The organism is Hydrogenophaga sp. OTU3427 (genome assembly GCF_038440225.1).
Lineage (GTDB): Bacteria > Pseudomonadota > Gammaproteobacteria > Burkholderiales > Burkholderiaceae_C > Hydrogenophaga.
Window position 1 is genome coordinate 19224 of the sequence record NZ_JASATI010000007.1, and the last position, 23785, is coordinate 43008.

Genomic DNA, 23785 nt, shown 5'->3' on the forward strand with positions numbered 1-23785 from the left:
CACGGTCTGAACCAGGCCCATTCTCGCCGACGCGGGACATGCCGGTGGGTCCTCGGGACGGACGCCCTCTCGCGACACCCTTCACCTCTCGTGGGCCCTCATGTTGCCTCCTCGCCAGATCCTTGTTGTTGGAGACATCGGAGGCCACGGCACCTACCACGTCGGTGACGAAGCCATGCTCCAGGCCAACCTGGACCTGCTCGACCGCCTGCTGCCCGGCGCAGGCGTGACCCTGGTCTCCGGCGATCCGTCTTACAGCACCCGCATCTATGGCGTCCCGGCGGTGGCAGGCCTCGGTTTCCTGGGCACCCCGGCGCACCGGGCGCAGGAACTCGACCGCATGGATGGCTGGGTTGGGCAAGCCATGGCCGGCGAGGTCGGCACCCTGCCCCCCGCCCTGCGCGCGGTTCAAGGGTCCGACCTGCTGCTCATCTCGGGCGGCGGCAACCTGAGCAGCAGCTGGCCCCACCTGGTGCTGGAACGGCTCGCACTGGTCCGCATGGCCCGCGCCCACCAGATCCCCGTGCTCATCTGGGGCCAGACCCTCGGCCCCGCCATCGACGATGCGGACGCACCGCTGGTCCACGAGCTGCTGGCAGGCGCCTGCTGGGTCGGCCTGCGGGAGGCCTTCTCCGTCGCGTTGGCCATCGACTGGGGCCTGCCGCCCAGCCAGTTGGACTACCAATTCGACGACGCGATGTTCCTCCCCGGCGCCCCAGGCCCGGCGGCCGCCAGGGCATGGGTGGACCACCCATCGCCGGGCCCGCGCATTGGGCTCACCATGCACCCCCTCAGCGCCGGCACGGACACCGTCCTGGTCGATGCCCTGGCCGCGCAACTGGACGCGGTGGTGAGCCGGCACCGCGCGCGGTTCGCCTTCATTTCGCACGAGCGGCACATGCGTGGCGGCCACGACAACGGCGACCGGATGTTCGGTGAACATCTGCTGGCCCGCATGCAGCATGGTGCCAGCATGGAGGTCTTCGACGTCATGCCCGCGGCCGAAACCGCCTGGTTCACCCGGCAGATGGATGCCGTGGTCAGCACCCGCTACCACCCGCTGGTGTTTGGACTGTCCGGGGCCGTGCCCTGCCTGGGTCTGCCCACCGGGCCCTACACCCTGGCCAAACTGCAAGGCGCCCTGTTGCACGCCGACCTGACGGAGCACCTGCTGCCCCTGGACATTGGCACGGCGCCCCAGTTGGCGGACCGGGTCGCCGGCCTGCTGGCGCAGGCAGACACCCTCCGGGCCCGGCTGCGCCAGCAGCAAGCGCGGTGGCGCACACTGGCGCAGGAGCGTGAACAACGGCTGGCGCGTTTCCTGGCCCACATCGGCGATGGCCCGGTCACCCCACCCGCGGACGGTGGGCGTGTGCTGCAGGACCTGGCACGGGCCCTGATGCTCAGGACCCGGGGCGACGAGGCCAACGGCTGGATCACCCGCGACATGGCCCGCCAGCTGGCCCATTGGCGCAACACGGCGGAGCAGGCCAGCGCCTACGCGCACAGCCTCGAAACGGGCGGCCGCATCCGGCGTTGGCTGGGCTTCTAGGGCCTGTTCACACTATTTTCCCAAGATGCGTTGCGAGTCAAAAAGGCCATGCGCGAGGCGCGAAACGCCACCGGGGCATCTCCCCGGCAAGGCTTCGCAACGCGGCGCATGGCCTTTGTGGCCGCAACCCGAAGGGAAAGGGGTGAACAGGCCCTAGCCCCGCCCCAGGCGGCGCGACAGCCAGCGCAGCGGCGCCAGCCACCCATCCGACCGCCGCAGCTGCGCCTCCAGGCCCTGGGCATAGGCCGTGGCCTCCGCGATGGAGGCGCGCAGGATGGCGCAGTCGTCGCGCAACTGGCGCAGATGGGGATGGACCGGCGGCGCCTGGCCGAAGACGAGGGGGAAACCATCGCCGGTCAATGTGCTCTGGGTGCGCGCATCCATGTAGCAGGCGGTGAAGGCGCGGCGCGACGTGGTCGACGGGTTGACCCCGGAGCGGTGGATCAACCAGTTGTGCAACAGCAGCGCGTGCCCGGGCTCGACTTCCAGCGGCAAGGCCTGGGACTCCGGGCAATGCCGCGCCACATCGTCCGGCAACACCGTGCTGCCATAGGTCCGCAGCAGGCCCAGCCGGTGGCTGCCCGGGATCACTTCCACGCAGCCGTTGGCGACCGTGGCCGGGTCCAGCGCCACCCAGATCGTCACCAGCGGGTCCCGGTCCAGCGCCCAGACATCACCGCCATCCTGGTGCCAGGGCAGCACCGTCCCCTGTTCGGCAGGCTTGTTCATGATCATGGCGCGGAACAAAGACACCCCCGCATGGGGCCCGTACAGGCGCGCGCACACCTCGCGGAACAGGGGATGCTGGACCAGCGGCCGGAACAGCTCGTCGGCCTCCAGGCCCTGGACCTTGCGGTAGCGCAGCGTCGCGCCATCGTCTTGCGCCTGCGCCTGGGGCAACTCCTCGTAGACACCGCCGGTGTCGCGCTGCAGCTGCACCGCCGGGTTGCGCACGGCCCCCAGCGCCAGGTCGTCCGCGCGCTGCTTCAGGGCCTCGACCTGCTCGGCATCCAACACCTGCCCCAGGCGCATGAACCCCGACACGTCGAACGCCTGCCAGTCCTTCTCACCAAGCATGGGGACTTCCTGGTTTGCCGGATCCGCGCTCAGACCGTCTGCCCATACTCTCCCAGCACCCGGCGCAGGGTGCCGGCCAGGTCCTCGGCCACGAACTTGGGCACGTAGGCGTCCGCCCCCACGGTGCGCACGTGGTCCTCGTTGGTGGCGCCCGACAGCGAGGAATGGATCACCACCGGCAGGGCCCGCATCTTGGGGTCCTGCTTGATCATGCGGGTGAGCGTGAAACCGTCCATCTCGGGCATCTCCAGGTCGGTCAGCACCAGGGCCACCTTGTCGTGGATGTCGCGGCCCTGGGCCACACATTCGGCGTTGATGGATTGCAGCTTTTCCCAGGCCTCCTGCCCGGTCTTGCACATCACGTAGGGCAGGTTCATGGCCTGCAGGCCCTGCTCGATCATGGCCCGCGCCACGAAGGAATCGTCGGCTGCCACGATCATGGTGCCGGGCTTGAGCTTCACCTGCGGCCCGACGTTGTCGGGCGTCATCTCGCCGTCGTGGGTGGGCATGACCATGCGCAGGATGGACTCGACGTCCAGCACCTGCACCAGGCGCTGGCCGTTCACGTCGTCATCCAGCCGCGCGATGCTGGTGACCATGCCGCCGGCGGCGCTGTTCTCGGCGCTGAGCACCTGCTTCCAGTCCAGGCGCACGATCTCCTCCACGCCCTCGACGGCAAAGGCCTGCGTGCTGCGCGCGTACTCGGTCACCAGCATGATGTTGTGGCCGGTCTTGGGGATGCAGCCGGTCACCGCCGGCAGGTCGATCACCGGGATGATCTGGCCGCGCAGGTTGACCACGCCCATCACATGCTGGGGCGCGCCCGCCATGGCCGTGACCGGCGGCATGGCCACGATCTCGCGGATCTTGAAGACGTTGATGCCGAACAGCTCGGAGCGCTCGCCGCTGGCGTCGCCACCGAGGCGGAACAACAGCATCTCGAATTTGTTGGAACTCGTGAGCTTGGTCCGCTCGTCGACATCTTGTTGTACGGTATTCATGCGAACGCCTGGCTCCATGGTTGTTGACTTTTGATTCTAGGGAGGAATCATGGGACCACAAACCCATTTTTACCCTCGCCACCCCCCACAACGGTCACATGCGCTGTGGTTGAATTCGGTACCGCGCCCTGGCGCCCATTCCTCAAGCTCCGTGCAACTGACCCGCATCCTTGCCCTGCGCCACGGCGAAACCGCCTGGAACCGCGACACCCGCATCCAGGGCCACATCGACGTGCCGCTCAACGAACGTGGCCGGTGGCAGGCCCGGCGCGCCGCCGAGGCGCTGCGCGACGAGCCCATCGCCGCCGTCTACAGCAGTGACCTGAGCCGTGCCCACCAGACCGCGCAGGCGATCGCGGAGGCACTGGGCCACACGGTGTCCACGCACGCCGGCCTGCGCGAGCGGCACTTTGGCGATTTCGAGGGCAAGACCTGGGCCGAGATCGAGACCGGCTGGCCCGAACAGGCCCTGGCCTGGCGCAAGCGCGTGCCGGAGTTCGCCCCCACGGGCGGCGAAAACCTGCTCACGCTGCGCGAGCGCATCGCCCGCACCGTGAACGAACTGGCCGCCCGCCACCCCGGCGAGCAGGTGGTGATGGTGGCCCACGGCGGCGTGCTCGACGTGTTGTACCGCCTGGCCACCGGCCAGGACATCCAGGCGCCACGCACCTGGGCGCTGGACAACGCCGCCATCAACCGCCTGCTGTGGACCCCCGAGGGCCTGACCCTGGTGGGCTGGGCCGACAGCGGCCACCTGTTGACCGACGCCAACGCGCCGCTGGACGAATCCACCACATGAACCCGCTCGCCCGGCCCGGCGACCGCATCGCCGCCATCGACACCCCCGCCCTGGTGCTGGACCTTGACGCCATGGAGCGCAACCTGGCGCGTTTGGCCGGTTTCGCGCGCGAGCGTGGCCTGCGCCTGCGGCCCCACGCGAAGATGCACAAGAGCGCCGAACTCGCCCGGCTGCAGATGGCCCACGGCGCGGTGGGCGTGTGTGTGCAGAAGACCGCCGAGGCCGAAGCCCTGGCGGCCGGCGGGGTGGACAACATCTACATCAGCAACGAGGTGACCGCGCGGCCCAAGCTGGCGCGGGTGGCCGCGCTGGCCCAGCGCCTGGCCCAGGCCGGCGGCCGGCTCGCCATCGCGGTGGACAGCGCCGAGGGCGTGTCGGGGCTGGCGCAGGCACTGGCCGGCGCACCCGCCGGCAGCATCGACGTGTTCATCGAGATCGACGTCGGCCAGGCGCGCTGCGGCCTGCCCCCCGGTGACGCCGCGGTGGCGCTGGCACGCGACATCGCCCGTCACCCGGCCCTGCATCTGGCCGGCCTGCAGGCCTACCACGGGGGCGCGCAGCACCGGCGCGCCCCGGCCGAGCGCGAGGCCGCCCTGGCGCTGGCCTGTGACGCCGTTCGGCGCACACGGGACGCGCTGCTGGCGCAAGGCTTCGGTCCGCTGCTGGTCACAGGGGCCGGCACCGGCACCTTCGAACTGGAGGCGGCCAGCGGTCTCTGGGGCGAACTGCAGGCCGGCTCCTACCTGTTCATGGACGCCGACTACGCGGCCAACCAACTCCCGCCGGGCCAGACGCCCTTCGAACATGCCCTCTTCGTCAAATCGCAGGTCATGAGCCGCAGCGCCGACCGCGCCATCTGCGATGCCGGCCACAAGACCCATGCGATCGAGAGTGGGCTGCCCACGGTGTGGTCGCCACCAGGCCTCGTGTTCGGCAATGGCGGCGACGAACACGGCGTGCTGCGCGCCGCGACGCCGGGTGGCACGCTGCCCGCGCTGGACGACACGGTCTGGCTGATCCCCGGCCACTGCGACCCGACGGTCAACCTGCACGACTGGCTGGTGGGCGTGCGCGGCGGCCTGCAACACGGCACGGTGGAGCGCCTGATCCGCGTGGATGCGCGCGGCGCGCTGACCTGACGACCGTCAATCCGCCTTGAACACGCGGGCCTCCAGTCCCATGGACCGGATGCGCTCGGCCATGCGGTCCGCCTGGGCTCGGCTGGCCATGGGCCCCACCCGCACCCGGGTGCGCGTGCCCTGCGCGGTTTCCAGCGTCTGCAGGTAGGCCGGCAGGCCGGCCGCGTTCAGGCGCGCGTGCAGGCGCTCGGCGTTGCCGGCGTCGGCAAACAACCCGACGTTGACGGCGTAGGCGCCTGGCGCTGGCGGCACCTGCACCGCCTCTGCGGGCGCAGGCACGGATAAAGGCTGAGGGGCGGACACGGCCATGCGCTCCGGTGCGCGCACCGGCGGCGGCACCACGGCGGCAGTTGGTGGCGGGTTGGGTGCGCTCGACTCGGCCAGCTTCACTGGCAGCACCGCAGGCGCCGGTTCGGACATGGCCGGCGTGGACGCGGCCGCCACGGCGCTGGGTGGTGCGGCGCCCTGGGGACCGGTCGGCCAGCCCGCGTGAAGACTGAACGCCGCTGCGCCCAGCAAGAAGTTGAGCAAGGCCAGGGCGCCAAAACGCGCCATCGATGGCGCCCGCCGCCGCAAGGCCTCGCAAGCGTCCGGCAACGAAGGGGCGTCGCGCACCGCGGCGATCATGGCCTGGCGCACCTGGCCGTGCAACCAGGCCTCGGCCCACAGCCCCGGCACGACGGAGGCCAGCACCACCACCGTGCCCAACAAGCCGGCCCACACCCCCGGCGGCCAGCGGCCCCAGCCCAGGGCCCACAGCAGCGCGCAGGCGCCCACCAGCACCAGCACGTAGGCGCCCGCCAGGCGCCACAAACGGCGGTAGACCAGCCAGTTCAGCGTCAACAGGGCGGCGGCCCCGTTCCAACGCGGACCGGCGACCCCGGTGTCGTCGAAATCGGCGAAGGCCCGCAGGTGGTGGTCGGTGTTGAGCGGCCCCAGCGCCGCGCGGTAGAGCGCGGTGGTCGGCGACTCGGACACGGTGGCGGTGGGCATGCGAAATTCTGGCACGCCGCCGGGGACGGCCACCCGGCGTTCAGAGGCCGTCGTTGAACAGCGCGCCCTCGGCGGCCGGTGGCGCCACACCCAGGTGGCGGTAGGCGGCCAGGGTGGCGATGCGCCCGCGCGGCGTGCGCTGCAGGAAACCCTGCTGGATCAGGTAGGGCTCGATCACGTCCTCGATGGTGTCGCGCTCCTCACCGATGCTGGCCGCGATGTTGTCCAGGCCCACCGGCCCGCCGTCGAAGCGGTGCACCACGGCCTCCAGCAGCTTGCGGTCCATGAGGTCGAAGCCCTGCGGGTCGACGTCGAGCATGGCCAGCGCGCGCTGGGCGATGTCGTTGGTGATGCGGCCCGTGCCCTTGACGTCGGCGTAGTCGCGCACGCGGCGCAGCAAGCGGTTGGCGATGCGCGGCGTGCCACGCGAGCGGCGCGCGATCTCGAAGCCGCCGGCGTCGTCCATCGGCGCGCCCAACAGGCCGGCGCTGCGCTTGACGATGCGTGCCAGCTCCTCGGGGGTGTAGAACTCCAGCCGGGCAACGATGCCGAAGCGGTCACGCAGCGGGTTGGTCAGCATGCCGGCGCGGGTGGTGGCGCCGACCAGGGTGAAGGGCTGCAGGTCCAGCTTGATGCTGCGCGCGGCCGGGCCCTCGCCGATCATGATGTCGATCTGGTAGTCCTCCAGGGCCGGGTAGAGGATTTCCTCCACCACGGGCGAGAGGCGGTGGATCTCGTCGATGAACAGGACGTCGTTGGGCTCGAGGTTGGTCAGCAGCGCCGCCAGGTCCTTGGGCTTTTCCAGAACCGGCCCGCTGGTCTGACGCAGGTTCACGCCCAGCTCCTGCGCGATGATGTGGCTCAGCGTGGTCTTGCCCAGGCCGGGCGGGCCGAACAGCAACACGTGGTCCAGCGCCTCGGCGCGCTTCTTGGCCGCGCCGATGAAGATTTCGAGCTGCTCGCGCACCTTCTGCTGGCCCACGTACTCGTCCAGCAGCTTGGGCCGCAGGGCACGCTCGATCGCCTCTTCCTTGGGCGAGATGGGCGCGGCGGACACCACGCGGGGCGCGGGGGCGAAGTCGTCGGTCTGGATGGCCATGGCTTATTTTGCGAGCGATTTCAACGCCAGCTTGATGCCGTCGCTCACCCCCACATCCTCGGGCAGCGCCTTGAGCGCCAGGGCCGCTTCCTTGTCGCTGTAGCCCAGGGCCACCAGGGCCTGCAGGATGTCGCCGTGGGATTCACCGCGCACCACGCCGCCGCTGGGCACGCCGATGTCGGCACCGAGCTTGCCCTTGAGTTCGAGCAGCAGGCGTTCGGCGGTTTTCTTGCCGATGCCGGGCACCTTGACGAGGCGGCCCGCCTCCTGGGCGGTGATGGCCTGGGCCAGGTCGCTCACGCCCATGCCACTGAGCACGCTCAGGGCGGTGCGCGGGCCCACGCCGCTGATCTTGATCAGCTGGCGAAAGGCCTCGCGCTCGGGCGCGGTGCCGAAGCCGTAGAGGATCTGCGCGTCCTCGCGCACCACAAAGTGGGTCAGCAGGGCCACTTTTTCGCCCACGCCGGGCAGGTTGTAGAAGGTGCTCATGGGCACGTCCACCTCGTAGCCGACGCCATGGCAGTCGATCAGGAGCTGCGGCGGGTTCTTCTCCAGCAGGGTGCCGGTCAACTTGCCTATCATTGGGGAATTCCTCTTGCCCCGTCCATCGGGCCAACCTTCACCGGATTATCGGTTTGATTCTCAGACACACCTTCTCGCCGCCCGACAACACCCGCATGGGCCACCTGTGTGGGCCGATGGACGCCCACATCCGCACCATCGAGGCGGCCTGCCAGGTGAAGATCGCCCACCGCTTCGAGCAATTCCGCATCGAAGGCCCCAAGGCCAAGGCGACCCAGGCGCTGGAAGCCCTGCAGGCGCTGTACGAGATGGCGCGCCGGCCGATTCCGGCCGAACAGGTGCAGCTCATGCTCAGCGGCGACACCGCGCTGCCCGAGCCGGGCGACGAGGCCCTGGCCATGCAGACCCGGCGCGGCGAGGTGCGCGGGCGCACGCCCAACCAGGCGCGCTACCTGGAGAACATGGCCACCCACGACATCACCTTCGGCATCGGCCCGGCGGGCACCGGCAAGACGTACCTGGCCGTGGCCTGCGCGGTGGACGCGCTGGAGCGCAGCGCGGTGCAGCGCATCGTGCTCACGCGCCCGGCGGTGGAGGCCGGCGAGCGTCTGGGCTTCCTGCCCGGCGACCTGACGCAGAAGGTCGACCCCTACCTGCGTCCGCTCTACGACGCGCTCTACGACCTGATGGGCTACGACAAGGTGCAGAAGGCCTTCGAGCGCCAGCAGATCGAGATCGCGCCGCTGGCCTTCATGCGCGGGCGCACGCTCAACCACGCCTTTGTCATCCTCGACGAGGCGCAGAACACCACGGTCGAGCAGATGAAGATGTTCCTCACCCGCATCGGCTTTGGCGCCAAGGCGGTGGTGACGGGCGACGTCAGCCAGATCGACCTGCCGCGCACCCAGCTCAGCGGCCTGATCGACGCCGAACGGGTGCTCAAGCGGGTGCAGGGCATCGCCATCAACCGCCTGACCAGCGCCGACGTGGTGCGCCACCCGCTGGTGGCCCGCATCGTTGATGCCTACGAGGCCCGGCAGACCTCGGTCGACGCCCACGCCGAGGCGCTGCCCGCCCGCAAACGCCGCAGCGCCTGAGATCATGAACAGGCTCTGACACCATGAAACTGCCCGGACTCGCCCTTTCGCTGCAATTCGCCCGTTTCCCCGAGGCGGCGCAGCACCGCGCCGCCCTGCCCCGCCACCGGGTGGCGCGCTGGATACGCCACGCCCTCGATGCCGACGCCGAGATCACCGTGCGCATCGTCGATGCCGAGGAAGGCCAGGCGCTCAACCGCGACTACCGCCAGAAGGACTACCCCACCAACGTGCTGACCTTCGACTACGCCCAGGAGCCCGTGGTGATGGCCGACCTGGTGCTGTGCGCGCCGGTGATCGCGCGCGAGGCCGCCGAGCTGGGCAAGCCCCTGGCCGAACACTACGCCCACCTGCTGGTGCACGGCACCCTGCACGCCCAGGGCTGGGACCACGAAACCAGCGAAGCCGACGCCAACGAGATGGAAGCGCGCGAGACCGAAATCCTGGCCGGGCTGGGACAGCCCGATCCCTACGCCCGATAAGTCGCCGCTCAGGCGCTCATGCGCAAGGGGATGGTGATGGGCCCGTCGTTGACCAGGTGCACCTTCATGTCGGCCGCGAAACGGCCCGTCTGCACCACGGGGTGAGCCAACCGCGCCTGGGCCACCACATGGTCGTACAGGCGCTCGCCCAGCGCGGGCGGCGCGGCGGCGGTGAAGCTGGGGCGGTTGCCGCCGGTGGTGTCGGCGGCCAGGGTGAACTGGCTCACCAGCAGCAGCCCGCCGCCCACGTCCACCACGCTCTTGTTCATCTTGCCGGCCTCGTCGCTGAAGATGCGCAGCTTCAGGATCTTGGCCAGCAGCTTGTCGGCCACGGCCTCCGTGTCGGCGGGCTCGGCGCACACCAGCACCAGCAGGCCAGGACCGATCTCGCCGACGGTGGCACCGTCGACCACCACGCGGGCTTCGCTGACCCGCTGCAACACGGCAATCAAATCAGGTCCTTTTCGTCGTCAAAGTGGGCTTCCACGTCGGTGGGCAGCAGCTGTATGGTGGCGCGCAGGCCGGGCACGGCGCTCATCAGGGCCTGCTCCACGCTGGCCCGCACGGCGGCTGCGCGGCCCAGCGACCAGGCCGCGGGCATGTGCATGTGCAGGTCGACGAAGCGGCGCTGCCCGGCCTTGCGGGTGTTCAGGTGGTCGAAGCGGATGATGGCGTGGGCGTCGCCGCGCGCATCGGCGAAGCCCGCCAGCGTCTGGTGGATGGCCTCCAGCACCTCGGGCTCCACCGCCTCGTCCATCAGGCCCTGCGACGAGCGCCAGATCAGGTGCACGCCCTCCTTGAGGATGTTGAGCGCCACGCCGATGGCGACCACCGCGTCCAGCCACAACCAGCCGGTGAGCTGCACCATCGCGATGCCCACCACCACGCCGGCCGAGGTCCAGACGTCGGTGACCAGGTGCTTGGCATCGGCCTCCAGCGCGATGGAACGGTGGGCGCGAGCGGCGCCGAACATCGCCCAGGCCATCAGGCCGTTCAGGGCCGAACTGGCCACCGACAGCGCCAGGCCCCAGCCCACCTGCGCCAGCGGCTGGGGATCGACCAGGCGCAGCGCGGCGGTCCAGACGATGCCGAGAGCCGCGGCGATGATGAGGATGCCTTCGAAGCCGGACGAAAAATACTCCGCCTTGTGGTGGCCATAGGGGTGGTCGTCGTCGGCCGGGCGGGCGGCGATGGTCACCATCACCAGCCCGAAGACGGCACTGGCCAAATTGACCAGGGACTCCATCGCATCCGAAAGCAGGCCCACCGAGTCGGTGACGTACCAGGCCAGGGTCTTGAGCGTGATGGTGACCAGGGCCACCGCCACCGAGGCCATCAGCAGGTGGCGCGGCGTGAGCTTGTGCAGCAGGGTCCAGGACATGGCCGTATTGTCCCACCGGGCACAATGGCGGCATGCGAAAGCCCCGCCCTCCTGCCCTGGCGCCCTGGTTGATCGGGGCCCTGTGCGCCGCGCTGGGCGCGTGGGCGCTGGCCCGGTCGGAGCTGACCCAGCAGCGCGAGGCCTTCGAGACCGACGCCCGCATCGTGCACCGCCTGCTGAGCCAGCGGGTGGTGCAACACGACGCCGTGCTGGCCACCCTGGCCCTGCTGCAACCGGCCAGCGACGCCGAGCGGCCCGAACAGCGCCTGCCCTCGGTCTACCCCCAGATCCTCAAGGCCCAGCGCCGCAGCCCAGGCGAGATCTGGCCACGCGCCGACCTGCAGCGGGCCGAGGCCGAATCGCGGCGGCTCAAGCGCGCCGCGCTCACCGGCCTGGACCTCCCGCAGGCCCGCTACGAGCTGGTCATCGCCGCCGGCAGCGCCGCCTACGCGCTGCAGATCGACCTCCAGCAGACCGTGCCCTGGGAAGAGTGGCCCATGAAACCAGCGCACAGCCCGGTGCGGGTGACGCTGCAACACGCCGGGCAGACCTATGTGGTCCAGCCCGGGCACCCCGGCACGGGCGGCTGGCGTTTTGGTTTCGAGAAAGCCCTGGCCAGCGGCAGCCAGCCCTTCAACGTGGTCGCGCAGCGCCAGGTCGGCTGGGACGAACTGCCCTGGCTGGCCATGGCGGGCTGGGCCGCCCTGATGGCGGGCGCCGTGTGGGCCTGGCTGGCCTGGCAACACCAGACCACCGAACGCCGGCGCGCCGAGGAACTGCTGCGCCTGGGTCAGGTGGCGCGCCTGAACACCCTGGGTGAACTCGCCGCCGGGGTGGCCCACGAACTCAATCAGCCGCTGACCGCCGTGCTGGCCAACACCCAGGCCGCCGGCCGGCTGCTGCACGAAGACCCGCCCGACCTGACGCTGGCGCAACAGGCCATGGACCAGGCGGTCCAGCAGGCCCGCCGTGCCACCGAGGTGGTGGGACGCATGCGGCGGGTGGTCGAACGGCCCAACGCGCCGGGCGCCGTGTTGCCCACCTCGCTGGAGCACGCCGTGCGCAGTGCCCTGCACCTGCTGGAGCCCGAGCTGGCGCGCCGCCAGGTGCTGGCCACCACCGAGGCCGGCGACGCCCCCCAGGTGCTGGCCGATCCGGTGGCGCTGGAGCAGATCGTGCACAACCTGCTGATGAACGCCCTGCACGCGCTGGAGCAGGTGCCACAGGGGGAACGCCGCGTTTGGCTGCACCTGGGCACCGACGGTGGCCAGGGCGTTCTGCGGGTCCGCGACAGCGGGCCGGGCATCGCCCCCGAGGTGTTGCCGCGCCTGTTCCAGCCCTTCTTCAGCACCCGCCCCGAAGGCCTGGGACTGGGCCTGAGCCTGTGCGAAACCTTGGCCGCCGGCCTTGGCGGCAGCCTGAGCGCGGCCAATGTCGCGCCCCGGGGCGCCGAGTTCACCTTGTTGTTGCCGCTGGCCAAGCCGCCCACGCCATGAGCCCCACCCTGTCACCCCTGATCCACCTGATCGACGACGACGAAGCCGTGCGCGGCAGCCTGGCGCTGCTGATCGGCACCGTGGGTCTGCGGGTGCTGACCTGGGCCGACCCGCTGGCCTTTGTCGAGCAGTTCGACCGCCAGGGCATAGGCGCCATCGTGCTGGACGTGCGCATGCCCGGCATCAGCGGCCTGAGCGTGCTCGACACGCTGCGGGCGCAGGGCGTGGACCAGCCCATCATCATGCTCACCGGCCACGGCACGGTGGAGATGTGCCGGCGCGCCTTCAAGGCCGGCGCGGCCGAATTCCTGGAGAAACCGGTCAACGACGAACTGCTGATCGAGGCCCTGCAGAACGCGGTGCGCCAGCACGTGAAGTCACGCCAGCGCCACCAGGCCGACCGCGCCGCGCGCGAGCGCTACGCCCAGCTCTCCGAGCGCGAGCGCGAGGTGCTGGGCCTGATCATCGAGGGCCTGACCAACAAGGAGATCGGCCGCGCGCTGACCCTGTCGCCACGCACGGTGGAAACCCACCGCGCCAACCTGTTCGCCAAGCTCGAGGCGGAGTCGCTGGCGCAGCTGATCCGACGCTACGCCGCCCTGGTCGAAAACAGCACTCCGTAGTTCTACGGAGCGCCACGCGTAGCCGCCCGAATGGCCGCGGGAACCGCGAATTTTTACAGTTCTCCCACGGTGAAACGCACCGCCAACCCCCACCAGGAGAACCCATGAAAGCCTTCGCCCAAGCATCCGCCCTCGCCCTGAGCCTGATCGCCACCGCCGCCAGCGCCCAGGCCGTGCGCGTCGAAAAGAACATGTCGCTGGAGCTGGCCAACCAGATCGCCGCCGCCACCGTGGCCGCATGCGCCGCCAACAACTACAACGTGAGCGCCGCCGTGGTGGACCGCGCCGGCACCCTGCGCGCCCTGCAGCGCGCCGACAACGCCGGCCCACACACCGTGGGTGCCGCACAGGGCAAGGCCTTCACCTCGGCCTCGGCCCGGGCCAACACCAGCGCCATGCTGGAAAACGTGCAGAAGAACCCAGGCGCCCAGACCCTGGTGGACATCCCCGGCTTCCTGATCCTGGGCGGCGGCGTGCCGGTGCGCGTGGGCAACGAAGTCATCGGCGCCGTGGGCGTGGGTGGCGCGCCCGGCGGCCACCTGGACGAGCAGTGCGCCGTGGCCGGCATCGCCAAGGTTGCGGATCTGCTGAAGTGAAAGCGCTGCTGGTCGCCACCGCGCTCGTGTTGAGCGCCGCGCTGCCGGCCCAGGCCCAGGTGGCGCCCAGCGCCGCCGAGGCGGCGGCCTACCAGGGCTTGCACGCGGCGGCGCACAAGGGCGATCTCGGCGCCATCAAACAGCTCATCGCCGGCAAGGCCGACCTCAACGCCCGCGACCCCTATGGCCGCACGCCGCTGCACGTGGCCACCTTCGCGCGCCAGCGCGAGGCCATCCGCCTGCTGGCGGCGGCGGGCGCCGACCTCAACCTGCTGGAGCGCGACCGCTACGACACCGTCACCATCGCCTCGGTGGCCGACGACGAGGACACGCTGCGGGTGCTGCTGTCGCTGGGCGCCAGCGCGAAACAGGTCACCAGCCGCTACGACGGCACGGCCCTGATCGCCGCGGCCCACCTGGGACACGACGGCGTGGTCAGGCAGCTGATCGCGGCCGGCGCGCCGCTGGACCACGTGAACAACCTGAACTGGACCGCGGTGATCGAGGCCATCGTGCTCGGCGATGGCGGCGCTCGCCACCAGGCCACCCTGAAGGCCCTGATCGACGCCAAGGCCAACCTGCAGCTGGCGGACCGGCATGGGCAGACACCGCTGGTGCTGGCCAAGACCCGTGGCTACACCACCATGGCGGCGATGCTGGAGAAGGCCGGGGCGCGCTAGCCTCCGGCGTCGCCCAGCCGCCAGCGGGCCCGAGGCCCGCGAAAGGTGTGCTGCTCGCGGTAGCGTTGCGGGCTCAGGCCGGTGGCGCGCGCGAACATGCGGCAGAACGCGCTGGTGTCGCCATAGCCGCAGTCGTGCGCGATCTCGTCCACCGAGCGCCAGGTCCCTTCCAGCCACATGCGGGCGCGTTGCACCCGCAAGTCCTGGATGTGCTGGCCCGGCGTCACACCCAGGTGCTGGCGGAACAACCGGGTCAGGGTGCGTTCACTGACCGCGGCGGCCTGCGCGGCCTGCGCGAGCACGAAGGGCCGGCTCGCGTTGGCGGCGATCCAGGATTGGGCGCGGAACAGGGGCACGTCGCGCGATTGCCCCATCACCTCCTGCGCCGTCATGGCCGCCGAGAGCGCCTGGCGCTCAGGGTTGAGCAGCATCTTTTCGGCCGCAGCCTGCGCCAGGTCGGCCAGCCCCGCCATGGCCGCGAGTCGGAGCACCAGGGCATGCAGCAGGGATGGGGTCGCAACGGCCACCACCCGGTGCGAAGCCGCCATCGCCTCTTCCGTTTCGACCCCCACCCCGGGAAAGCGCTCGGCAAACCCTGAGCGGTACAGCCACGGCAAGGGGGCCCGCGACAGCAAGCCGGCCTGCGCCAGCAGCCACTGCCCCGTGCCGCAAGCCCCCACCAGCACGCCCTCGGCATGACCCTGTCGCAGCCGCTCCACCAGGACCGCCTCCCGCTGCGCCACCCGGTTCAACTGGTGGATGGACACCATCCGCAGCGGCGGCAACAGCAGCACGCGCACCGAAGCCCGGCGCAGGCGCGCGAACCGCCGCTCCGCGTCACTGGCGCAGGTCGCCGCGTGCTGCCGGGACAGCCGGCCCGCGCCGTCCAGCAGGCGCCAGCCCACCACGGCCTCGGCGTGGCGCGGCCTGCGCACGCGGTCCAGTGCGTTGAGTTCGCGCAACACGTCAACGGCACTCCACAGGGCGCCCGGAAGCCCGTCCTCGGGCAAGCACAGATCGAACATCACCATCGTCACACCTGTCTGGAATGGCACATCGAATGGCTGAATCAGACATTGTCCGTCCTCGGACTCCAAGCCTACCATCGGCGCCGCCGTCCCATCCAAGGAGTTCCCCGATGCCACAACCATCCAGCCTCAGATCCATCGCGTCGCTGGCACTCGCCGCCTTCTGCGCCATCCAGGCGCATGCAAGCGACGCCTGCGTGTCCAAGCCCGTCACCCTGGTCGTGCCCTACCCGGCCGGCGGCCTGTCGGACGTGATCGCGCGCACCCTCCACCCGGCGCTGTCGCGCCAGCTCAACCAGCCGGTGCTGGTCGAGAACCTGTCCGGCGCCAGCGGCTCCATCGCCGCCAACAAGGTGCTGTCGGCCCCCGCCGACGGCCACACGGTTTTCCTCGGCTCGCCCAACGAGGTCATCCTCGCGCCGCTGGCCAACGCCGCCATCAAGCTGCGGCACGACCAGTTCCGCGTGCTGAACCCCGTGACCTACAACCCCCTGGTGCTGCTGGCCCGCCGCGACCTGCCGGCACAGAACGTCGACGAACTGATCGCACTGGCCCGCACACCGGGCAACAAGCCGCTGACCTACGGCAGTGTCGGCTACGGCTCGCTCTACCACTTCGCCGGCGAGGACCTGGCCGAGCAGACCCGCGCGCCTCTGACGCACGTGCCCTACAAGGGCGGCGCCCCGCTGCTGCAGGACCTGGGCGGTGGCGTCCTGGATTTCGTCATGCTGCCCTGGGGCACCATGTACCGCGGCATGGCCGAGCAGGGTCGGCTGAAGATCATGGGCTGGGTCGCGCCTCAGCGGGACGCCCTGGCGCCCGATGTCCCGGCCTTCGGTGAAGGCAAGCTGCTCAAGGGCTTTGAATACAGCACCTGGGCCGGTCTCATGGTGCGCAAGGAAACGCCCGCCGCCACGCTCGCCTGCCTGCACCAGGCCCTGGCCACGGTGCTGAACCAGTCCGAGATCCAGCAGGCCCTGGCGGGCACCGGCTCGCGGCCGGCCAAGCCGCAGACGCTGGAGACCTCGGCCCGCCAGTTCGACGCCGAGGCGTTGCGCTTCCAGGCCCTGGCCAAGCGCGTGAACCTGCAGCCCCAGTAAGCCCATGGAAGCATCGATCGCCGTGCAGCGCTGGGCCCAGACCCACGCCCCCACCTACAGCGGCATCCGCCGCGAGATCCACCGCCAGCCCGAGATGGGCTTCGAGGAGTACCTGACCAGCGACCTGGTCGCCGAGCGTCTGCTGCGCTGGGGCTACGAGGTCGAGCGCGGCATCGGCGGCACCGGCCTGGTCGGGCAGCTGCGGCGAGGCGACGACCCGCGCCGGCTGGGCATCCGGGCCGAAATGGACGCCCTGGCCCTGACCGAGCTGGCCGAACGCCCCCACAAGAGCACCCGCCCCGGCGTGATGCACGCCTGCGGCCACGACGGCCACACCACCATGCTGCTGTTCGCGGCCGAATACCTCGCGAAGCACGCGCGTTTCGACGGCACGCTCAACCTGATCTTCCAGCCGGCCGAGGAAGGGCTCAACGGCGCCTCGCGCATGATGGCCGACGGCCTGTTCGAACGCTATCCCTGCGACGCCGTCTTCGCAATGCACAACATGCCGGGGCTGCCGGCGGGCCAACTGGTATTCCGCGAGGGCGCCCAGATGGCCTCGGGCGACACGGTGCACATCACGCTGCAGGGGCGTGGCGGCCACGGCGCCATGCCCCAGCTGGCCGCCGACCCGACCGTGGCCGCCGCCAGCCTGGTCATGGCGCTGCAGACGGTGGTGGCGCGCAACGTGGACCCGCTGCAGGCGGCGGTGATCTCGGTGGGCGTGCTGCGCTCGGGCAGCGCCTCCAACGTGATCCCCGATTCGGCGGAGCTGCAACTGACCGTGCGCACGCTGGACCGCCAGACGCGCGACACGGTGGAGCGGCGCATCCATGAACTGGCCCGCGCCCAGGCCGAGAGCTTCGGCCTGACGGCCGAGGTGGACTACCGGCGCGGCTACCCGGTGCTGGTGAACACACCGGCCGAAACCCGCTTTGCCCACGGCGTGGCGCGGAAATTGTTCAGCGATCCCGAGCGGGTGCGGATGGGGCCGCCCATCATGGCCAGCGAGGACTTCGCCTTCATGCTGGAGCGCGTGCCGGGCTGCTACCTGTTCATCGGCAACGGTACGGACTCGGAGGGCGGGTGCAGCGTGCACAACCCGCACTACGACTTCAACGACACGCTGCTGCCGGTGGGGGCCGCCTACTGGGTCGGGCTGGTCGAGCGCTACCTGGACGTCAGCCCAGCGTGACCTTGGCGAACTTGCGCTTGCCCACCTGCACCACGTAGGTGCCGGCGTCCAGCTTGAGCCCCTTGTCGCTGACCACGCTGGAGTCCACCCGCACGCCGCCGCCGTCGATCAGGCGGTTGGCCTCGCTGGTCGATGGGGCCAGCCCGGCCGACTTCAGCAGCGAGGCGATGCCCATGGGAGCGCCCGACAGCGACACCTCGGGGATGTCGTCCGGCACACCGCCCTTGCTGCGGTTGATGAAATCCTGCTCGGCCGCATCGGCCGCCGCCGCGTTGTGGAAGCGGGTGGTGATTTCCTTCGCCAGCGCCACCTTGGCGTCCTTGGGGTTGCGCCCGCCGGCGATCTCGCGCTGCAGCGCCTCGATCTCGGCCAGTGACTTGAAGGACAACAGGGTGTACCAGCGCCACATCAGCGTGTCCGAAATGCTCAGCACCTTGGCGAACATGGTGTTGGCGTCCTCGGTGATGCCGATGTAGTTGTTCTTGGACTTGGACATCTTGTCCACGCCGTCCAGGCCTTCCAGCAGCGGCATGGTCAGGATGCACTGCGGCTCCTGCCCGTATTCGGCCTGCAGGTGGCGGCCCATGAGCAGGTTGAACTTCTGGTCGGTGCCCCCCAGCTCCAGGTCGCTCTTCAAGGCCACGGAGTCGTAGCCCTGCATCAGCGGGTAGAGAAACTCGTGCACGCTGATGGGTGTGCCGGCGCTGAAGCGCTGGTGGAAGTCGTTGCGCTCCATCATGCGCGCCACCGTGTACTTGGCGGCCAGCTGGATCATGCCCATGCTGCCCAGCGGCAGGCTCCACTCGCTGTTGTAGCGGATCTCGGTCTTCTCGGGGTCCAGCACCAGGCTGGCCTGTTTGTAATAGGTTTCGGCGTTGGCCTTGATCTGCTCCGGCGTCAGCGGTGGGCGGGTGCTGTTGCGCCCGGACGGGTCGCCGATCAGGCTGGTGAAGTCGCCGATGAGGAAGATCACCTGGTGGCCCAGGTTCTGCAGCTGGCGCATCTTGTTGAGCACCACCGTGTGGCCGATGTGGATGTCGGGCGCGGTCGGGTCCAGGCCCAGCTTGATGCGCAGCGGCACGCCGGTGGCCTCGGACTTGGCCAGCTTTTTGAGCCAGTCGGCCTCGGGGATCAGCTCGTCGCAGCCGCGCAAACTGACGGCCAGGGCCTCGCGCACGCGATCGGTCACCGGCCAGGCCGCCTGGGCGCTGGCATTTTTATCAGAATCAGGGCGGGCCAGGGAGTCGTTCATGGGGGTATTACGGATCGCAAATGAAGGTGAACGGGCTATACTTTTCGGTTTGTGGCCGCGATTTTAGTTGGCACTGACTTGTCCAACCCGGCATGACCCGACCGCCCCGGCTGTCCCGCACACCAGGACCCCTGTTTTGAATCTTGATTTCCTGCACACCGCCGCCGAAGCGCTGCGCCGCCACCCCAAGCGGGTGATGGGCACCATTGGCGCGCTGCTGCTGGGCACGGGTGTCACCGCCTTTGGCGTGGCCCCCCTGGCCCCTGACGCAGCCGATCTGCCGGTGCGCTCCGTCCTTGAAGCCGTGGAACCCGCTCTGCGCGCGCCCCAAGGCGGCGGCGACGCCAGCGTGCCTTTTGTCCTTTTCCGCAGCGACGTGACCCGGCGCGACGACAACGCCCAGAGCCTGTTGCAACGACTGGGCGTGAACGACAGCGCCGCGGCCGCCTTTCTGCGCAGCGACCCGCGCGCCCGCGAACTCTTCAGCGGCCGCCCAGGCAAGCTGGTGTCGGTGGAGACCACCGACCGCAACGAGATCGTCCGCCTGAGCGCGCGCTGGCTCGGCAAGCCCGATGCCCGCAGCTTCCAGCGCCTGGTGCTGGAGCGCCAGGGCGACGGATTTGCCGCCCGGATCGAGGAAGCCGAGCTGAAGGCCTCGGCCCAGCTCGCCAGCGGCACCGTGGAAAGCTCGCTGTTCGCCGCCACCGATGCGGTACGTCTGCCCGACGCAGTGGCCACGCAGCTTGCCGACATCTTTTCGTCCGACATCGATTTCCGCCGCGACCTGCGCAAGGGCGACCGCTTCAGCATCGTCTACGAAACGCTGGAAGCCGATGGCGAGGTCATGCGCAGCGGCCGCATCCTGAGCGCCGAATTCGTCAACGACGGCAAGCGCCTGCAGACCCTGTGGTTTCAGGAGCCCGGCCAGAAGGGCGGCTACTACGGCTTCGACGGCCAGAGCCAGCGGCGCACTTACCTGAGCTCGCCACTGGAGTTCTCGCGCGTGAGCAGCGGCTACGGCATGCGTTTCCATCCCATCCACGGCGGCCAGCGCGCCCACCTGGGCGTGGACTTCGCCGCTCCCACCGGCACCGCCGTGCGGGTGGTCGGCGACGGCGTGGTGCAGTTCGCCGGCTGGCAGAACGGCTACGGCAACTTCATCATCGTCCAGCACCGCAACAACCAGACCACGGCCTACGCCCACCTGAGCCGCATCGACGTGCGCAAGGGCCAGAAGGTCGAGCAGGGCGAGTTCATCGGGGCCGTCGGCTCCACCGGCGCCTCCACCGGCCCGCACCTGCATTTCGAGTTCCGCGACAAGGGCCAGCACATCGATCCGCTGACCATCGCGCGCAACGGCGAGACCATACCCGTGTCGCTGGCGTCCCGCCCAGCCTTTGAACGCCTGGCCCAGTCCATGCGCGGCCAACTCGATTCGGCCGCCACCCTGACCCAGGCCAGCGCCCAGTAAGCCCTCCGGCGTCGCCCGGCATGCCCGCCTACCACATCGGCCTGATGTCGGGCACCTCGCTGGACGGGGTGGACGGCGTGCTGGCCGATTTCTCGGGCAGCGCGCCGCGCGTGGTCTGCGCCAGCAGCCGCGCCATGCCAGCGGCCTTGCGCGCCGAACTGCTGGCGCTCAACCGGTCCGGCCCCAACGAACTGCACCGCGCCGCCGTGGCCGGCCAGCACCTGGCATTGCTCTATGCCGAGGTCGTTGAAGCACTGCTGCGGTCTTCGGGCGTTGGCCGGCAGGCCGTACACGCCATCGGCGCCCATGGCCAGACCGTGCGCCACCTGCCCACCCCGCCCGCCGGCGGCCCCTGTGGCTACAGCGTGCAGCTCAACCAGCCCGCCCTGCTGGCCGAACGCACCGGCATCTGCGTGGTCGCCGACTTCCGCAGCCGCGACGTGGCCGCAGGTGGCCAGGGCGCGCCCCTGGTGCCGGCCTTTCACCGTGCGCTGTTCGCGCAGCCCGGGCAGACGGTGGCGGTGGTCAACATCGGCGGCATCGCCAACGTGAGCCTGCTGCACGCCGACGGCCGCGTCACCGGCTTCGACACCGGCCCGGGCAATGTGCTGCTCGATCATTGGTGCCACCAGCACACCGGCCAGGCCTATGACAGCGGCGGCGACTGGGGCGCGGGCGGACAAGCGTCGGACGCCTTGTTGGGCGACCTGCTGGCCGAGCCCTATTTCGCCCGGCAGGGCATCAAGAGCACCGGGCGCGATCTGTTCCACGCCGCCTGGCTGGACACCCGCCTGGCGGCCCACCCCGGCCTCGCGCCGCAGGACGTGCAGGCCACGCTGGCGCAACTGACGGTGCACAGCGTGACCGACGCGCTGCGGCCACACGCGCCCAGCCGGGTGCTGGTGTGCGGCGGCGGGGCCTTCAATCGGGTGTTGATGGCGGGCATCCAGAACGGCCTGCCCCAGACTAGCTGCGCCAGCACCGCCGCACTGGGCTGGCCGGTGGATCAGGTGGAGGCCACGGCCTTCGCCTGGCTGGCCTGGCAATTGCTCAAAGGGGCACCGGGCAACCTGCCCGAGGTCACGGGTGCGCTGGGCCCCCGCCTGCTGGGTGCGATCTACCCAGCGTGAGTGCGTTCAGACGCTGAAGCTGGAGCCACAACCGCAGGTGGTCGAGGCGTTGGGGTTCTTGATCACGAACTGCGCGCCTTCAAGGTCTTCCTTGTAGTCGATCTCCGCACCGGTCAGGTACTGGTAGCTCATGGCATCGATCAGCAGGGTGACACCGTTCTTGGTCATGGTGGTGTCGTCCTCGTTGACGACTTCGTCAAAGGTGAAGCCGTACTGGAAGCCCGAGCAACCACCACCTTGCACGAAGACGCGGAGTTTCAGCTCGGGATTGCCCTCTTCGGCCACCAGATCGGCCACCTTGGCGGCGGCGCTGTCGGTGAAGATCAGCGGCGCGGGCATGTCGGTCTGGATGTTGTCGGCAACTGCGCTCATGGGTGTCCTTGGCGGGAAAGTGAAACTGTCGGGAATGGTAAACCAAATCGCTCGGGAATGGGTTCAGCCGCCAATTGCCGCCAGCTTCAGTGTGGGTTTGTCCAGCGCCCCCTCGCCCAGGGGCAGCAGCTGGCCGGCGATGGTGGCGCCCTGGTGCATCTCCAGGGCCCGGTAGCTGACGTCGCCCTGGATGCGGGCCTTGGGCTGCAGCTCCAGCAGTTCGGTGGCACAGACCGGCCCGTGCACCTCGCCGTTGATGATCACATGGCCGGCCCGCACCTCGCCCACCACCTTGGCCGCCTCGCTGATCACCAGCAGGGTCGGCGCCTCCGAGTGGGCCAGCAGGTGGCCATGCACGGCCCCGTCCACCCGCATGCCATCGGCAAACCGCACGTCGCCGTGGATCTCGGTGCCGTGGGCGATCAGGCTTTTGATAGGCGGTTGTTTTTTCTTGCCGAACATGGATGGGGCTCCTGGGGTGGCGGATGGGGTCTCACAGGCGCTGGGTGTGGGTGGCCTTGACCACCCCGCCCTGCAGCAGCCGGACCGACACGGTTTTTAGCACGGCCTGCGGCGGCACGTCGAGCCGGCCTTCCAGCCGCAGGTGCTGGCGCAACACCACCGCCTGCACAGGCACATTGGCACTCCAGGGGCGCCCCGCCAGACTGCCGGCGACGGTGACCTCCAGCTCACCCTTGACCTCGGGCGGGTTGCGCTGGGCCTGCATGAGCAGCAGCTGCCATTCCAGCTGGGTCTCGGTGAGGCGCTGGGCGCGCAGGCCACGGACCGCCACGCCCACGTCATCGCCGGCGGGGATCAACTGCTCGAAGAAGGCCAGGTCGCCCCGCAGCTGGCGGTTGTCGACCTCGAGCAGCTTGAGCTGCTCCTTGAGCTGCTCCTGGGTGGCGCGCTCGGCGACCAGCAGGCTGTCGGCGGTGTGTGCCACCGATTTGAGCGCCGCCAGCTCGGCCGTGAGCCGCTGGTGCTCGACGCGCAGGCTCTGCAGCTGTTCGCGCGAGCCCTGGTCGAGACCGGCAATGTCTTTGCCGAACTCGAAGGCCCACAGCGCCAGCGCGGCCGAAAAACCCAGCACCACCGCGCCCGCCAGCCAGCGCAGCGGCCAGGGCAAGGCGCTGCGCACGGCCATGCGTGGGGCACTGATGGTGAGTCGTCGTCGGAGCAGGCGAAAGCGCATAGGGACGCCGATTGTCCGTCAGACTGGCCACACACGGCCAGAAAAGCAAAAACCGCCCGAAGCGGCTGCTTGCGGGCGGTTTCGCGTGGGACGCGAACAGGATCAGCGCTTGCTGAACTGCTTGGCGCGGCGTGCGGAACGCAGACCGACCTTTTTACGTTCCACTTCGCGGGCGTCGCGGGTCACGAAGCCGGCTTGCGACAGCGACGGCTTGAGCGTTGCGTCGTAGTCGATCAGGGCGCGGGTGATGCCATGACGCACCGCACCGGCCTGGCCGGATTCGCCGCCACCGTGCACGTTGACCATCACGTCGAAGGTCTCGGCGTGGTTGGTCAGCAGCAGCGGCTGCTTGGCGATCATGATCGAGGTCTGGCGGCCGAAGAACGATTCGATGTCCTTGCCGTTGACCGTGATCTTGCCGGAGCCTTTTTTCAGAAACACGCGGGCGACGCTGGATTTGCGACGGCCGGTGCCATTGTTCCATTCACCAATCATCTCAAGGCTC

The 23785-nt window shown here is 69.8% G+C and carries 26 protein-coding genes; 13 read left to right on the forward strand and 13 right to left on the reverse strand.

Features of this window, described 5'->3' with window-relative positions; all coding sequences use genetic code 11:
* Positions 1-100 precede the first annotated feature (100 nt).
* A complete protein-coding gene (locus AAHB17_RS06100; RefSeq protein WP_342129610.1) occupies positions 101-1552 on the forward strand; it encodes a polysaccharide pyruvyl transferase family protein in 1452 nt (483 codons plus the stop codon).
* A 153-nt stretch (positions 1553-1705) separates the two neighbouring features.
* Here AAHB17_RS06100 and AAHB17_RS06105 read toward each other — a convergent pair whose 3' ends face one another.
* Positions 1706-2629 carry a phytanoyl-CoA dioxygenase family protein gene (locus AAHB17_RS06105; protein ID WP_342129611.1) on the reverse strand — a complete coding sequence of 308 codons (924 nt, stop codon included), beginning with the start codon at positions 2627-2629 and terminating at the stop codon, positions 1706-1708.
* 29 nt (positions 2630-2658) lie between these two features.
* A complete protein-coding gene (locus AAHB17_RS06110; protein ID WP_342129612.1) occupies positions 2659-3630 on the reverse strand; it encodes a chemotaxis protein in 972 nt (323 codons plus the stop codon).
* A gap of 151 nt (positions 3631-3781) precedes the next feature.
* On the opposite strand from AAHB17_RS06110, the gene AAHB17_RS06115 reads away from it, so the two are divergent.
* Together AAHB17_RS06115 and AAHB17_RS06120 are read left to right on the forward strand one after the other, a co-directional pair.
* Positions 3782-4429: a histidine phosphatase family protein gene (locus AAHB17_RS06115; RefSeq protein ID WP_342129613.1), complete on the forward strand. Its 648-nt coding sequence runs from the start codon at positions 3782-3784 to the stop codon at positions 4427-4429.
* The gene (locus AAHB17_RS06120) at positions 4426-5568 is read left to right on the forward strand and encodes a DSD1 family PLP-dependent enzyme (protein WP_342129614.1); all 1143 of its coding nucleotides are present in this window, start codon (positions 4426-4428) and stop codon (positions 5566-5568) included. Before AAHB17_RS06115 ends, AAHB17_RS06120 begins: the two co-directional genes overlap by 4 nt.
* A 6-nt stretch (positions 5569-5574) precedes the next feature.
* Here AAHB17_RS06120 and AAHB17_RS06125 read toward each other — a convergent pair whose 3' ends face one another.
* Genes AAHB17_RS06125 through ruvA form a run of 3 tightly spaced genes read right to left on the reverse strand, consistent with a single transcriptional unit; the run spans position 5575 to position 8242 of the window.
* Positions 5575-6561 (reverse strand): SPOR domain-containing protein, encoded by a 987-nt coding sequence (locus tag AAHB17_RS06125; protein ID WP_342129615.1) that lies wholly within the window; start codon positions 6559-6561, stop codon positions 5575-5577.
* Positions 6562-6601: 40 nt separating this feature from the next.
* Positions 6602-7660: a Holliday junction branch migration DNA helicase RuvB gene (gene ruvB / locus AAHB17_RS06130; RefSeq protein ID WP_342129616.1), complete on the reverse strand. Its 1059-nt coding sequence runs from the start codon at positions 7658-7660 to the stop codon at positions 6602-6604.
* A 3-nt stretch (positions 7661-7663) separates the two neighbouring features.
* A complete protein-coding gene (ruvA, locus tag AAHB17_RS06135) occupies positions 7664-8242 on the reverse strand; it encodes a Holliday junction branch migration protein RuvA (RefSeq protein WP_342129617.1) in 579 nt (192 codons plus the stop codon).
* A gap of 53 nt (positions 8243-8295) precedes the next feature.
* On the opposite strand from ruvA, the gene AAHB17_RS06140 reads away from it, so the two are divergent.
* Together AAHB17_RS06140 and ybeY are read left to right on the forward strand one after the other, a co-directional pair.
* The gene (locus AAHB17_RS06140; RefSeq protein ID WP_342129618.1) at positions 8296-9279 is read left to right on the forward strand and encodes a PhoH family protein; all 984 of its coding nucleotides are present in this window, start codon (positions 8296-8298) and stop codon (positions 9277-9279) included.
* Positions 9280-9302: 23 nt separating this feature from the next.
* Positions 9303-9761: an rRNA maturation RNase YbeY gene (gene ybeY / locus AAHB17_RS06145; protein WP_342129619.1), complete on the forward strand. Its 459-nt coding sequence runs from the start codon at positions 9303-9305 to the stop codon at positions 9759-9761.
* Positions 9762-9769: 8 nt separating this feature from the next.
* On the opposite strand, the gene dtd is transcribed toward ybeY, so the two are convergent.
* The gene (gene dtd, locus AAHB17_RS06150; RefSeq protein ID WP_342129621.1) at positions 9770-10213 is read right to left on the reverse strand and encodes a D-aminoacyl-tRNA deacylase; all 444 of its coding nucleotides are present in this window, start codon (positions 10211-10213) and stop codon (positions 9770-9772) included.
* Positions 10210-11142, reverse strand: a complete 933-nt coding sequence (locus AAHB17_RS06155; RefSeq protein WP_342129622.1) for a cation diffusion facilitator family transporter — start codon at positions 11140-11142, stop codon at positions 10210-10212. The genes dtd and AAHB17_RS06155 overlap by 4 nt, the downstream gene beginning before the upstream one ends.
* 32 nt (positions 11143-11174) lie before the next feature.
* Here AAHB17_RS06155 and AAHB17_RS06160 point away from each other — a divergent pair, with 32 nt between their 5' ends.
* The 4 genes from AAHB17_RS06160 (at position 11175) to AAHB17_RS06175 (ending at position 14537) form a co-directional block, all read left to right on the forward strand.
* Positions 11175-12638: a sensor histidine kinase gene (locus tag AAHB17_RS06160; protein ID WP_342129623.1), complete on the forward strand. Its 1464-nt coding sequence runs from the start codon at positions 11175-11177 to the stop codon at positions 12636-12638.
* Positions 12635-13261, forward strand: coding sequence for a response regulator transcription factor (locus AAHB17_RS06165; protein ID WP_342129624.1), 627 nt, complete (start codon positions 12635-12637; stop codon positions 13259-13261). The genes AAHB17_RS06160 and AAHB17_RS06165 overlap by 4 nt, the downstream gene beginning before the upstream one ends.
* Before the next feature lie 104 nt (positions 13262-13365).
* Positions 13366-13857, forward strand: a complete 492-nt coding sequence (locus AAHB17_RS06170; protein ID WP_342129625.1) for a GlcG/HbpS family heme-binding protein — start codon at positions 13366-13368, stop codon at positions 13855-13857.
* Positions 13854-14537 (forward strand): ankyrin repeat domain-containing protein, encoded by a 684-nt coding sequence (locus tag AAHB17_RS06175; protein ID WP_342129627.1) that lies wholly within the window; start codon positions 13854-13856, stop codon positions 14535-14537. The genes AAHB17_RS06170 and AAHB17_RS06175 overlap by 4 nt, the downstream gene beginning before the upstream one ends.
* Here the strand turns inward: AAHB17_RS06175 and AAHB17_RS06180 are convergent.
* Positions 14534-15568 carry a GlxA family transcriptional regulator gene (locus tag AAHB17_RS06180; RefSeq protein ID WP_342129628.1) on the reverse strand — a complete coding sequence of 345 codons (1035 nt, stop codon included), beginning with the start codon at positions 15566-15568 and terminating at the stop codon, positions 14534-14536. The two genes, AAHB17_RS06175 and AAHB17_RS06180, sit on opposite strands and share 4 nt — an antisense overlap.
* 107 nt (positions 15569-15675) lie before the next feature.
* Here AAHB17_RS06180 and AAHB17_RS06185 point away from each other — a divergent pair, with 107 nt between their 5' ends.
* Together AAHB17_RS06185 and AAHB17_RS06190 are read left to right on the forward strand one after the other, a co-directional pair.
* Entirely contained in the window at positions 15676-16665 is a 990-nt protein-coding gene (locus AAHB17_RS06185) for a tripartite tricarboxylate transporter substrate binding protein (protein WP_342129629.1), read from the forward strand.
* 4 nt (positions 16666-16669) lie between these two features.
* The gene (locus tag AAHB17_RS06190) at positions 16670-17860 is read left to right on the forward strand and encodes a M20 aminoacylase family protein (RefSeq protein ID WP_342129630.1); all 1191 of its coding nucleotides are present in this window, start codon (positions 16670-16672) and stop codon (positions 17858-17860) included.
* Here the strand turns inward: AAHB17_RS06190 and tyrS are convergent.
* The gene (tyrS, locus tag AAHB17_RS06195) at positions 17847-19112 is read right to left on the reverse strand and encodes a tyrosine--tRNA ligase (RefSeq protein ID WP_342129632.1); all 1266 of its coding nucleotides are present in this window, start codon (positions 19110-19112) and stop codon (positions 17847-17849) included. The genes AAHB17_RS06190 and tyrS overlap by 14 nt on opposite strands.
* Before the next feature lie 196 nt (positions 19113-19308).
* On the opposite strand from tyrS, the gene AAHB17_RS06200 reads away from it, so the two are divergent.
* Together AAHB17_RS06200 and AAHB17_RS06205 are read left to right on the forward strand one after the other, a co-directional pair.
* A complete protein-coding gene (locus tag AAHB17_RS06200) occupies positions 19309-20583 on the forward strand; it encodes a M23 family metallopeptidase (RefSeq protein WP_342129746.1) in 1275 nt (424 codons plus the stop codon).
* A 20-nt stretch (positions 20584-20603) separates the two neighbouring features.
* Positions 20604-21713 carry an anhydro-N-acetylmuramic acid kinase gene (locus AAHB17_RS06205; RefSeq protein ID WP_342129633.1) on the forward strand — a complete coding sequence of 370 codons (1110 nt, stop codon included), beginning with the start codon at positions 20604-20606 and terminating at the stop codon, positions 21711-21713.
* A gap of 6 nt (positions 21714-21719) precedes the next feature.
* Here AAHB17_RS06205 and erpA read toward each other — a convergent pair whose 3' ends face one another.
* The 4 genes from erpA to rpsI form a co-directional block, all read right to left on the reverse strand.
* Positions 21720-22085 (reverse strand): iron-sulfur cluster insertion protein ErpA, encoded by a 366-nt coding sequence (gene erpA / locus AAHB17_RS06210; protein WP_342129634.1) that lies wholly within the window; start codon positions 22083-22085, stop codon positions 21720-21722.
* Positions 22086-22148: 63 nt separating this feature from the next.
* Positions 22149-22547, reverse strand: coding sequence for a bactofilin family protein (locus tag AAHB17_RS06215; protein ID WP_342129635.1), 399 nt, complete (start codon positions 22545-22547; stop codon positions 22149-22151).
* A gap of 31 nt (positions 22548-22578) precedes the next feature.
* A complete protein-coding gene (locus tag AAHB17_RS06220) occupies positions 22579-23232 on the reverse strand; it encodes a DUF6776 family protein (protein WP_342129636.1) in 654 nt (217 codons plus the stop codon).
* A gap of 150 nt (positions 23233-23382) precedes the next feature.
* A complete protein-coding gene (rpsI, locus tag AAHB17_RS06225) occupies positions 23383-23775 on the reverse strand; it encodes a 30S ribosomal protein S9 (RefSeq protein ID WP_342129637.1) in 393 nt (130 codons plus the stop codon).
* Positions 23776-23785 lie beyond the last annotated feature (10 nt).

What these genes read in the sequence shown, in the direction of transcription:
- AAHB17_RS06100 (WP_342129610.1), top strand. Translation starts at nt 101, where the DNA reads ATGTTGCCTCCTCGCCAGATCCTTGTTGTTGGAGACATCGGAGGCCAC.
- AAHB17_RS06105 (WP_342129611.1), bottom strand. Translation starts at nt 2,629, where the DNA reads ATGCTTGGTGAGAAGGACTGGCAGGCGTTCGACGTGTCGGGGTTCATG.
- AAHB17_RS06110 (WP_342129612.1), bottom strand. Translation starts at nt 3,630, where the DNA reads ATGAATACCGTACAACAAGATGTCGACGAGCGGACCAAGCTCACGAGT.
- AAHB17_RS06120 (WP_342129614.1), top strand. Translation starts at nt 4,426, where the DNA reads ATGAACCCGCTCGCCCGGCCCGGCGACCGCATCGCCGCCATCGACACC.
- AAHB17_RS06125 (WP_342129615.1), bottom strand. Translation starts at nt 6,561, where the DNA reads ATGCCCACCGCCACCGTGTCCGAGTCGCCGACCACCGCGCTCTACCGC.
- ruvB (WP_342129616.1), bottom strand. Translation starts at nt 7,660, where the DNA reads ATGGCCATCCAGACCGACGACTTCGCCCCCGCGCCCCGCGTGGTGTCC.
- ruvA (WP_342129617.1), bottom strand. Translation starts at nt 8,242, where the DNA reads ATGATAGGCAAGTTGACCGGCACCCTGCTGGAGAAGAACCCGCCGCAG.
- ybeY (WP_342129619.1), top strand. Translation starts at nt 9,303, where the DNA reads ATGAAACTGCCCGGACTCGCCCTTTCGCTGCAATTCGCCCGTTTCCCC.
- AAHB17_RS06155 (WP_342129622.1), bottom strand. Translation starts at nt 11,142, where the DNA reads ATGTCCTGGACCCTGCTGCACAAGCTCACGCCGCGCCACCTGCTGATG.
- AAHB17_RS06160 (WP_342129623.1), top strand. Translation starts at nt 11,175, where the DNA reads ATGCGAAAGCCCCGCCCTCCTGCCCTGGCGCCCTGGTTGATCGGGGCC.
- AAHB17_RS06165 (WP_342129624.1), top strand. Translation starts at nt 12,635, where the DNA reads ATGAGCCCCACCCTGTCACCCCTGATCCACCTGATCGACGACGACGAA.
- AAHB17_RS06170 (WP_342129625.1), top strand. Translation starts at nt 13,366, where the DNA reads ATGAAAGCCTTCGCCCAAGCATCCGCCCTCGCCCTGAGCCTGATCGCC.
- AAHB17_RS06180 (WP_342129628.1), bottom strand. Translation starts at nt 15,568, where the DNA reads ATGGTGATGTTCGATCTGTGCTTGCCCGAGGACGGGCTTCCGGGCGCC.
- AAHB17_RS06185 (WP_342129629.1), top strand. Translation starts at nt 15,676, where the DNA reads ATGCCACAACCATCCAGCCTCAGATCCATCGCGTCGCTGGCACTCGCC.
- AAHB17_RS06190 (WP_342129630.1), top strand. Translation starts at nt 16,670, where the DNA reads ATGGAAGCATCGATCGCCGTGCAGCGCTGGGCCCAGACCCACGCCCCC.
- tyrS (WP_342129632.1), bottom strand. Translation starts at nt 19,112, where the DNA reads ATGAACGACTCCCTGGCCCGCCCTGATTCTGATAAAAATGCCAGCGCC.
- AAHB17_RS06200 (WP_342129746.1), top strand. Translation starts at nt 19,309, where the DNA reads ATGGGCACCATTGGCGCGCTGCTGCTGGGCACGGGTGTCACCGCCTTT.
- AAHB17_RS06205 (WP_342129633.1), top strand. Translation starts at nt 20,604, where the DNA reads ATGCCCGCCTACCACATCGGCCTGATGTCGGGCACCTCGCTGGACGGG.
- erpA (WP_342129634.1), bottom strand. Translation starts at nt 22,085, where the DNA reads ATGAGCGCAGTTGCCGACAACATCCAGACCGACATGCCCGCGCCGCTG.
- AAHB17_RS06215 (WP_342129635.1), bottom strand. Translation starts at nt 22,547, where the DNA reads ATGTTCGGCAAGAAAAAACAACCGCCTATCAAAAGCCTGATCGCCCAC.
- AAHB17_RS06220 (WP_342129636.1), bottom strand. Translation starts at nt 23,232, where the DNA reads ATGGCCGTGCGCAGCGCCTTGCCCTGGCCGCTGCGCTGGCTGGCGGGC.
- rpsI (WP_342129637.1), bottom strand. Translation starts at nt 23,775, where the DNA reads ATGATTGGTGAATGGAACAATGGCACCGGCCGTCGCAAATCCAGCGTC.